Annotated in this window: 7 protein-coding genes and 1 pseudogene; 3 read left to right on the plus strand and 5 right to left on the minus strand. The window is 51.3% G+C overall.

Annotated features, from left to right (window positions below):
* Positions 1-16: 16 nt before the first annotated feature.
* Together uvrB and BBW69_RS02525 are read left to right on the plus strand one after the other, a co-directional pair.
* On the plus strand, positions 17-2044 hold the full coding sequence (gene uvrB / locus BBW69_RS02520) for an excinuclease ABC subunit UvrB (protein WP_188210311.1): 2028 nt from the start codon (positions 17-19) through the stop codon (positions 2042-2044).
* Positions 2045-2081: 37 nt separating this feature from the next.
* Positions 2082-2564, plus strand: a complete 483-nt coding sequence (locus tag BBW69_RS02525) for a hypothetical protein (protein ID WP_003710116.1) — start codon at positions 2082-2084, stop codon at positions 2562-2564.
* A 229-nt stretch (positions 2565-2793) separates the two neighbouring features.
* Here the strand turns inward: BBW69_RS02525 and BBW69_RS09970 are convergent, their stop codons facing one another.
* Positions 2794-3054: a hypothetical protein gene (locus BBW69_RS09970; protein ID WP_223169910.1), complete on the minus strand. Its 261-nt coding sequence runs from the start codon at positions 3052-3054 to the stop codon at positions 2794-2796.
* Positions 3055-3318: 264 nt separating this feature from the next.
* On the opposite strand from BBW69_RS09970, the pseudogene BBW69_RS02535 reads away from it, so the two are divergent.
* Positions 3319-3558: pseudogene (locus BBW69_RS02535) on the plus strand (transposase); the annotation flags it as partial.
* Positions 3559-3898: 340 nt separating this feature from the next.
* On the opposite strand, the gene trmB reads toward BBW69_RS02535, so the two are convergent.
* The 4 genes from trmB to BBW69_RS02555 all read right to left on the minus strand — a co-directional run.
* Complete coding sequence (trmB, locus tag BBW69_RS02540) at positions 3899-4615, minus strand: tRNA (guanosine(46)-N7)-methyltransferase TrmB (RefSeq protein WP_188210294.1); 717 nt, start codon at positions 4613-4615, stop codon at positions 3899-3901.
* A 121-nt stretch (positions 4616-4736) separates the two neighbouring features.
* Positions 4737-6140 (minus strand): tetratricopeptide repeat protein, encoded by a 1404-nt coding sequence (locus tag BBW69_RS02545; protein ID WP_188210295.1) that lies wholly within the window; start codon positions 6138-6140, stop codon positions 4737-4739.
* Between the two features lie 117 nt (positions 6141-6257).
* Positions 6258-8144 (minus strand): excinuclease ABC subunit UvrC, encoded by a 1887-nt coding sequence (uvrC, locus tag BBW69_RS02550; protein WP_188210296.1) that lies wholly within the window; start codon positions 8142-8144, stop codon positions 6258-6260.
* Positions 8145-8207: 63 nt separating this feature from the next.
* Positions 8208-9508: heavy metal translocating P-type ATPase (locus BBW69_RS02555; RefSeq protein WP_188210297.1), on the minus strand; the 1301-nt coding region annotated here is incomplete at its 5' end.

A 9508-nucleotide genomic window follows, 5' to 3' on the forward strand; every position in this document is an offset into this window, starting at 1 on the left:
CATCACAGGCAAGATTATGGAAGTCATCCAATACCCCGATTCCCCCTTCAAACTCCACCAACCCTTCCCGCCCGCCGGCGACCAGCCTACCGCCATTGCCGGCCTGCTCGAAGGACTTTCAGACGGCCTGGCTTATCAAACCCTGCTCGGCGTAACCGGTTCGGGCAAAACCTACACCATGGCGAACGTTATCGCGCAAAGCGGCCGACCCGCCATCATCATGGCGCACAACAAAACCCTTGCCGCCCAGCTCTATGCCGAAATGCGCGAGTTTTTCCCCGAAAACGCGGTGGAGTATTTCGTCTCCTACTACGACTATTACCAGCCCGAAGCCTACGTGCCCAGCCGCGATTTGTTCATCGAAAAAGACAGCGCGATCAACGAACACATCGAGCAAATGCGCCTTTCCGCCACCAAAAACCTGATGACGCGCGACGACGTGATTATCGTCGCCACCGTGTCCGCCATTTACGGTATCGGCGACCCGACCGAGTATCAACAAATGGTGTTGTCCGTCAAAGAAGGCGACACCATTGAGCAGCGCGACATCATCGCCACGCTCGTTTCCATGCAGTACGAACGCGGCGATTTGGACTTCAAACGTGGTAGCTTCCGCGTGCGCGGCGACGTGATTGACGTGTACCCCGCCGAAAGCTCCGAAAACGCCTTGCGCATCAGCCTGTTTGACGACGAAATCGACCGCCTCGATATGTTCGACCCGCTTTCAGGCAGCCTGCACCAGCGCGTCGGCCGCTACACCGTCTTCCCGTCCAGCCACTACGTTACCCCGCGCGACACCGTATTGCGCGCCTGCGAATCCATCAAAGAAGAACTGCGCGAACGCATCGAATTTTTCGCCCGCGAACAACGCCCCGTCGAACAACAACGTATCGAACAGCGCACCCGCTTCGACCTCGAAATGCTCTACGAAATGGGCTTCTGCAAAGGCATCGAAAACTACTCCCGCCACTTCTCCGGCAAAAAAGAAGGCGAACCGCCGCCCACACTGATGGACTACCTGCCCGATAACGCCATCATGTTCATCGACGAAAGCCACGTTACCGTAACCCAAATCGGCGGCATGTACAAAGGCGACGCATCGCGCAAGCAAAACCTCGTGGACTACGGCTTCCGCCTGCCTTCCGCCCGCGACAACCGCCCGCTCAAATTCCACGAATTTGAAAAAATCATGCCGCAAACTGTCTTCGTTTCCGCCACCCCCGCCAAATACGAAGAAGAACACGCCGGACAAGTGGTCGAACAAGTCGTCCGCCCCACCGGGCTGGTCGACCCCAAAATCATCATCCGCCCCGTTGCCACCCAAGTCGACGACTTAATGAGCGAAATCAACGACCGCATCCAAAAAGGCGAACGCGTACTCGTTACCACCCTCACCAAACGCATGGCGGAGCAACTCACCGACTATTACAGTGAACTCGGCATTAAAGTGCGCTACCTGCACAGCGACATCGACACTGTAGAGCGCGTTGAAATCATTAGAGATTTACGGCTTGGACTGTTTGACGTACTCGTCGGCATTAACCTCTTGCGCGAAGGCCTCGACATCCCCGAAGTCTCCCTCGTCGCCATCCTCGACGCCGACAAAGAAGGCTTCCTGCGCTCCCACCGCAGCCTGATTCAAACCATAGGCCGCGCCGCGCGCAACGTGAACGGCGTTGCCATCCTGTACGCCGACAAAATCACCGACTCCATGAAAGCCGCCATCGACGAAACCGAACGCCGCCGCGAAAAACAGATTAAATTCAACGAAGAACACGGCATCGTACCTCAACAGATTAAAAAACAGGTCAAAGACATCATCGACGGTGTGTACCACGAAGAAGACGGTGGCAAAGGCCGTCTGAAAGGCAAAAACAAAGTTAAAGTCGGCGAAATCCATAACGAAGAAGACGCGGTTAAAGAAATCGCGAAACTGGAAAAAGCCATGCAGCAGGCGGCTAGGGATTTGCAGTTTGAAGAGGCTGCTGTTCTTCGTGATAGAATTCGGGGGATTAAAGAAGGGTTGTTGTTTGGGGCGGAGTGATAATTTTAATATTTGAAATTTTAGAAAGGATTATGTAATGGAAAATCTAGAAAAACGGACTCAAGAAGTTGTCTTTCAAACTTGTTTGTTATTAATTAAACATTTCAGAAACTTAATTGAATTCCAAAATGAAACCAATCAAATTCGTCTTGGGTACAATTCAAGAATTTTTGAACATATGTTGCACAAAGAAGATTCTTTTGTGTTTTTGGGTGAGTCAGAAAAAGCAGCAGCTACTACAGATCGATGTCGTCTCGAGCATGTAGTTCCCTGCTCTTATATGATTGATGAGTTAGATAAATTGATTAAACAAAAAGATTATTCTGATGAAGAATTAGCTACAGCACTTCAGAAAAATTGGAAAGTAGCACGTATTACTCTGGAAGAGGCTGGATACTTAGATGCTAAATCAGGAGCAGGATTGAAGAGTAAAATGCCAGATGGTTGGGATTTTATGGTAGGGCGACCGGAGGAAAGATTGGAAGTAGCTGGTATTAAATTGCTCCCTAAACAATCCTAGCAAACGTAGTTAAAGATTTTGTCGGATACTTGTATCCGACAAAATCTTTAACGTTCCCGTCATTGCAATCCATTGCAGCAATGCCCAAAATGTCGGATTCGAGAGTCCGACCTACGGAAAACTAAAGATTTTATGCGGGCTACGGCTTACTTGTTGAGTTTAGATTTCATACGGGCTATAGCTTGCTTCTTAATCGTCTCTGAAGAAATTTTGAGCCTACCTACGTAATTTATTTATTATCTAATATTTTTATAGGTATTAATGGATTATTTTCCTCCCATGGAACTTCATAATCTGAAAAAATAGATTCTAGCGCTAGAATGAACGAATGATTAAGCTCAAATGGCAAATCTTCGCATTCGAATAGTTCGGGAATATAAAATTTAACTAAATTCAAACCTTTTTTTGTTAATGTAATTTCCCCAGAATACCATAATTCATTATTTTCCATACCAAAAGGATTTTGTTTTGCAAATTCTTGGCAAAACATGAATATCTCTTGTTTTTTATCAAATGTAAAAGGTCATAAAATAGCCAATTCACATACTAATAGTCGATATATAAATTCAACTGCAAATTGCCATTGCCATGTTTGCGGTTCGCTCCCTAGTGGTGCAAAAGATATCGGAGTAAAAGATCATCAAAGGTCAAATATTCAAATCCGTATTGTATTTCTTCTGCTGTTTCTTTATTCATAGTAAAACCTCTTTAGCTGGGAATTTAAATTTTAAACTTGTAGGCTTTCCTTTTTTACCAATATTTAATCGGCGGCAATCTCAGGCTTTGGCAAAAACGCTTTTAGGAACATACTATCCGCGATGAGGCCGATTTTGCCTGCCATTTTGATTATCTGCATTTCAATCCGGTCAAACATGGCTATGTAGGACAAATTTCCGATTGGCGGTTTTCTACGTTTCACCGTTATGTCAAACAGGGTATTTATCCGCATAATTGGAGTGGCGGCAATGCAGACTTTTCTATTGAATACGATTAAAGTAATGTCGGATTCAAGAATCCGACATACGGAAAACTAAAGATTTTATGTGTGTTACGGCTTGCTGTAAATTTTGATAGAGATTACTTTTTAACTGGAAGCAAGCTGTATCCTTATCTACCGCGTGTATGGCTGCACCACACCCCCCGCCTGCAGGCGGCACAAACTTTAAAACCGATGTGCAGGTTAAAACCTACAAGGATGCGTGCGGTACACACGCGTTCTGCCGTTCAAACTATTGTTTTAAACTTTATATCGAAACATCACTCGCTGCTTTATCTTGAAAAAATGCCGTCTGTAAGCAAACGTGCTTCAGACGGCATTTTCAAACGGCAGTTTGTTATCCGATCCGTTTGAATACCAAGTCCCAAACGCCGTGTCCAAGGCGTTTGCCGCGCGCTTCGAATTTGGTTTCGGGGCGGTAGTCCGGGGTGGGGGCGTAGTCTGCCGCCGTATTTTGCAGGCTGTCGAAGCTGCTGAGGACTTCAAGCATCTGCTGTGCATATTCTTCCCAGTCTGTCGCTAGGTGGATATAGCCACCGGTTTTGAGTTTGGGCAGCAGTTTGGAGATGAAGGGGGTTTGTATCAGGCGGCGTTTGTGGTGGCGTTTTTTGTGCCACGGGTCGGGGAAGAATATGTGGATGCCGTCGAGTGAGCCGTCTTGCAGCATATTTTCGACAACTTCTACGGCGTCGTGCCTCATCACGCGGATATTTTCCAAATGGTTTTCGTCTATGAGTTTGAGCAGATTGCCTACGCCGGGACCGTGTACGTCGATGGCGAGAAAGTCGGTTTCGGGCAGCCTGCGGGCAATTTCTGCGGTTGCCGTCCCCATACCGAAGCCTATTTCGAGGATTTTAGGTCGGCTGCTTCCGAAACGGGCATCAAGATCGGCCGATGTTGCTTGGTAGTCGATGCCGAAGCTGTCCCATAAGGTATCGATGGCGCGTTGCTGTGCGGCGGTCATGTGGCTTTGGCGGAGGACAAAACTGCGGATGCTGCGGGGATGTTCGGCTTGCCAGTTGTTTTGTGTTTGGTTTTCGGCGGTGTCTGTCATAATGCTTTCGTGCGGTTGTGCAATCAGGATGCCGTCTGAATGTGAAATGTCTGTTCGGACGGCGGGAAGGGAAAGGGGCGATTATACCTGTTTCGTTTTTGTGGGGTAAATGTACCGGTGTTCAGACGGCATTTTGCCACTGTTGCAACAGTTCTTGCAGAAAGCTTTTTTGTTCGTGTCCGCTGTTTATGGCTTCTTGCAGGTAGAGGCAGGCTTTTTCGTTGTCCGGTTCGACGCCTTGTCCGTTGTAATGGATGCAGGCGAGGTTGTAAAGTGCCATGCTGTCTTTTTGCGCGGCGGCTTTTTCAAACCATTTGCGTGCTTCATTGTAGTCGGCGTCCATACCCTGTCCGAAGTAATACATGCTGCCCAGATTGGTTTGGGCTTTGCTGTGGCCGAGTTCTGCTGCTTCTGTGTAGAGTTTGAGCGCCGTTGCGTATTCGGGTGTGCATTGTAATCCGTAATGAAGGGCTTGGGCTTTTTGATAAAGCTGCTCTGCTCTTTGGCATTTGATGGCGGAATCTTTGATGCCGCCATATTGCTCGGGATGGTTTAACGCGCTGTCGGATACGAGTTTCTGATGCGCGGCAAGGCTGCCTGCTTCGGCTGCCTGCCGGTAATAATGCCGGGCTTTTTCTTTATCGGAAGCGATGCCCAGACCGTAGCGGTAGATGTCGCCCAGTATTCGCAAACCTTCGGGATGACGTTCGGCTGCGGCTGCTTCGGCATGACGTAGGGCAAGTTCGTGGTTTCTTTCCAGATGCTTGCCTTGTAGGTAGATGTCGGCAAGTGCGGCATGAGCTTTATGGTCATTTTCCTGTGCGGCCTGTTGAAACCAGTGAACGGCTTCATCGGGAGCCGTAGGTAGGATGAGCTCGGCAAGCGGGGTGTAGGCGGGAATGTATCCTTGTTGTGCGGCGGCGCGCAAATGATTGATGGCTTGGGTCGTGTCGGTTGGTGTACCTTGTCCGAAACGGTATTGAAGGCCGAGCTGCCATTGTGCCGCCGCCAAGCCTTGTGCTGCAGCCTCGCGGTAGAGAAGGTGTGCCGTTTCAAAATCCGGTGGCGTACCGTACTGGCAGTATTGGGCCAGCAGATATTGTCCATGGGGGTTGTTGTTTTTTGCGGTCGTTTTTGCCCATTTCAGGGCTTCTTCAAAATGTCGGGACGCATACAGCAGGTACATCAGGCGGACTTGTGCTTCAGGCAGCCCTTCCTCTGCCAACGATCTGTAAAGCGGTTTCAGGGTTTCAGGGGATGCGCCTTCCAATTCTTGGATATATGCCAAATTGTAACGTGCATAGGAATGCCCCTGTTCGGCGGCGATGCGGAGCATTTCCATACCCTGTTTGCAGTCTTGGTACGGGCTGTTTGTATCAAGCAGGTGTTTTGCCAACTCGAATGCTGCGGCCGTATGACCTGCCGATGCTGCCTCTGTAAGCAGGCGGCGGACTTCGCTAAAGTCAAATTGTTCTTGAGACAGGCATTCTAAGGCTTGATGATAGAGTAAGTCAGGATTGTTCATGTCAGATGGTTTTCCGCTGTGCCGAATCATTATTATTTGTTATCAAGTTAGGTTCAGGGTGGTAACCTGGTTTTACTATATCATATTTTTACAGACGGATTTTGTCTTTGACCGATGCTAATGCAGATGCTCGTAAATGGTTTCCGCTAATGCCTTGCTGATGCCTTCGACTTGTTCCAAATCTTCTTTACTGGCGGCAACGATGCCGCGCAGGCCGCCGAAGCGGGTGAGTAGGGCTTGGCGGCGTTTGCTGCCTACGCCGGGGATGTCGCTGAGGGACGAGGTAACGCGGGCTTTGTCGCGTTTTTTGCGGTGGCCCGTGATGGCGAAACGGTGCGATTCGTCACGCACGGTTTGCAGAAGGTGCAGGGCGGGGCTGTTGGGCGGCAGGCGGAAGGTTTCTCCGGTGAACGGGAGGATAAGTTCTTCCATGCCGGCTTTGCGCTCGGGACCTTTAGCAATACCGACCAAGGGGATGTGCAACCCGAGTTCTTCCCATACCGATACGGCTACGCCGATTTGCCCTTTGCCACCGTCAATCAACACGACATCCGGCCATTTGACGCTTTCGCCGTTGGCCTCGGCTTCCTGCATTTTGCCGTAACGGCGCGTCAGGACTTCGCGCATAGCGGCGTAGTCGTCGCCGGGTTTGGCAGTCGTGATGTTGTAGCGGCGGTATTGCGAAGGCTGGATGTTTTGCTCATCGTACACAACGCAGGACGCAATAGTGGCCTCGCCTTGCGTGTGGCTGATATCGAAACATTCAAGGCGGTTGAGGTCGTCTGAATTCATGTTCAGGATTTTTGCCAACTCGTCGATGCGGTGTTGCTGGCTGCTTTGTTGCAGGCGGCGTTGGGCAATCGCCATTTGTGCGTTTTGTTCCGCCATTTTCAGCCAGACTTTGCGTTCGCCTATGGTTTTGGTCACGAACTGCATTTGTTTGCCGTGTTCGCCCTCTAAGGCTTCTTTCAAGGCGTCGGGGACGGGGAAGTTGCTGATGATGATGTCGGGTTTGCTTTTGCCCAGATAGTGTTGGGCAACGAAGGCTTCGGCGTAGTCTTGTCCGTTTGGTTCGGGGTCGTTTTTGGTGTCGGGGAAGAAGCTTTTGTCGCCGACGTGCCGCCCACCGCGTATGCTGACCCAGTGTACGCAAACGAGGCCGTCTGAAACGGCGAGCGCGAGCAGGTCGATGTCGTTGGGGTTGTTGGGGTTTTTGCTGTCGATGAACTGGTTGCTCTGCATGATGCCGAGCGCTTGGATTTGGTCGCGGTAGTGGGCTGCTTCTTCAAATTGCAGGTTGGTGGCGGCGGTCTGCATTTTGTGTTGCAGGGTGCGGGTCAGTTCGTCGGTTTTACCGTTGAGGAAGGTGGCGGCTTGGCGCACGCTGTCGCGGTAGTCTTCTTTGCTGATGTGTCCGACGCAGGGCGCGGTGCAGCGTTTGATTTGGTACAGCAGGCAAGGGCGGTCTCGGTGTTCGAACACGCTGTCTTCGCAGGTGCGCAGCATGAATACTTTTTGCAGGACTTGGATGCTGTCGCGCACGGCGTTGCTGTTGGGATACGGGCCGAAGTATTGGTTTGGCTTTTTCAACGTGCCGCGGTAATACGCCATCTGCGGATATTGATGTCCGCTGAGCATGAGGTAGGGATAGCTTTTGTCGTCGCGGAAAAGAATATTGTATTTGGGCGACAGGGCTTTGATGAAGTTGTTTTCGAGAATTAGGGCTTCGGCTTCGGAACGCGTGATGGTGATTTCGATGTGGTGAACCTGTTTCACCATCAATGCGATGCGCGGGGAATGGTCGTTTTTTTGGAAATAGCCGGACACGCGCCGCTTGAGGTTGACCGCTTTACCGACGTATAAAACGTTGCCGCCTTCGTCGAAAAAACGGTATACGCCGGGCAGGTTGGGCAGGTTTTTGAGGAAAAGTGGGATGTCGAAGTGTTCCGGAAAACGGGTTTCTGTATTCATATCAATTATTTGAAAAACGGCTTTAGACGGCATATTACCATATCGCTGGAGGCAGCCTTATCTGTTCGGACAAGGCTGCAGGGCGGTTACATGCTGCTAATCGATTTTTACCCGTTTCAGGCGCAAGGCATTGCTCAACACGGAAACCGAGCTTGCCGCCATTGCCGCGCCTGCGATGACGGGATTTAAAAAGCCGAGCGCGGCAAGTGGGATGCCCAAGATATTGTAGAAGAAGGCGAAAAACAGGTTTTGCTTGATGTTTTCCAAAGTCGCCTGCGACACCAGTAGGGCATCGGCGAGCTGGTTGACCGAATGCTGCATCAGCGTGGCGGATGCGGTGTGTTCGGCAACGTCTGCGCCGCCTTTCATCGCAAAGCTGACGTTGGCGGCGGCGAGCGCAGGTGCGTCGTTGATGCCGTCGCCGACCATCGCCACGGTTTTGCCGGCGGCTTTGAGTTTCTGCACTTCGGCGGCTTTGTCGCGCGGACTCATATTACCGAAGGCGTGTGCGATGCCCAGTTGTTTGGCGACGTATTCGACTGTGCCTTGGTTGTCGCCGCTCATGATGTAAACATCGATATTGTGTTTTTTCAGACGGCCTATAGCTTCGGCGGTATCGGCTTTCAGCGCGTCGGCAAGTGCGAATGCGCCGATAGGTTTGTTATCGACCGAGACTGCAACAATGCTTGCAATGTCCCAAACGCCGTCTGAAAACTTCGGCAAGGTCAGTTCGGCAAATTCGGCTTTACCCGCTTTCACCAAACCCACGCCTTCCACTTCGGCAGTAATGCCTGCGCCGACAACCGTTTGCGCGTTTTGTGCGGCAGGAATGTCCAAACCGCGCACTTGGGTGGCAGAAACGATAGCGCGGGCAAGCGGATGAGCGGCGTTTTGTTCGACAGCGGCGGCGATGCGGTACAAATCGTCTTCGTCAAAGCCGCTGTCGGGAACGCAATAAACGGCGGCAACCTGCGGCTTGCCTTCGGTCAGCGTGCCGGTTTTGTCCAACACGACGGCATCGACATGGGCGGCTTCTTCCATCGCCGCCGCGTCTTTAAACCAAATGCCGTGTTTTACCGCCTTGCCCATGCCGACCATAATCGCGGCAGGGGTCGCCAGACCGAGCGCGCACGGGCAGGCAATCACCAAAACGGCAACGGCGTGCATCAGCGCAACCGTCCAATCGCCTTTAATCAGCCAAGTAACAATAAAAGTCAAAAGCGCGATGCCCACAACAGTTGGCACGAATACCGCCGCCGCTTTATCGGCTACGCGCGCAATCGGCGCCTTGCTGCCCTGCGCTTCGGACAGCGCGTTCATCATGTCGCCGAGCAGGGTTTGGCTGCCGAGCTGCGTGGCGCGGTAAACCACGCTGCCTTCGGTCATCAGCGCTCCCG

It is taken from the genome of Neisseria sp. RH3002v2f, from assembly GCF_014596375.1.
Taxonomy (GTDB): Bacteria; Pseudomonadota; Gammaproteobacteria; order Burkholderiales; family Neisseriaceae; genus Neisseria; species Neisseria cinerea.

Excerpts from the sequence above, each read along its gene's own strand:
- uvrC (WP_188210296.1), bottom strand. The coding sequence starts at position 8,144 with ATGCCGTCTAAAGCCGTTTTTCAAATAATTGATATGAATACAGAAACC.
- BBW69_RS02545 (WP_188210295.1), bottom strand. The coding sequence starts at position 6,140 with ATGAACAATCCTGACTTACTCTATCATCAAGCCTTAGAATGCCTGTCT.
- trmB (WP_188210294.1), bottom strand. The coding sequence starts at position 4,615 with ATGACAGACACCGCCGAAAACCAAACACAAAACAACTGGCAAGCCGAA.
- BBW69_RS09970 (WP_223169910.1), bottom strand. The coding sequence starts at position 3,054 with ATGTTTTGCCAAGAATTTGCAAAACAAAATCCTTTTGGTATGGAAAAT.
- uvrB (WP_188210311.1), top strand. The coding sequence starts at position 17 with ATGGAAGTCATCCAATACCCCGATTCCCCCTTCAAACTCCACCAACCC.
- BBW69_RS02525 (WP_003710116.1), top strand. The coding sequence starts at position 2,082 with ATGGAAAATCTAGAAAAACGGACTCAAGAAGTTGTCTTTCAAACTTGT.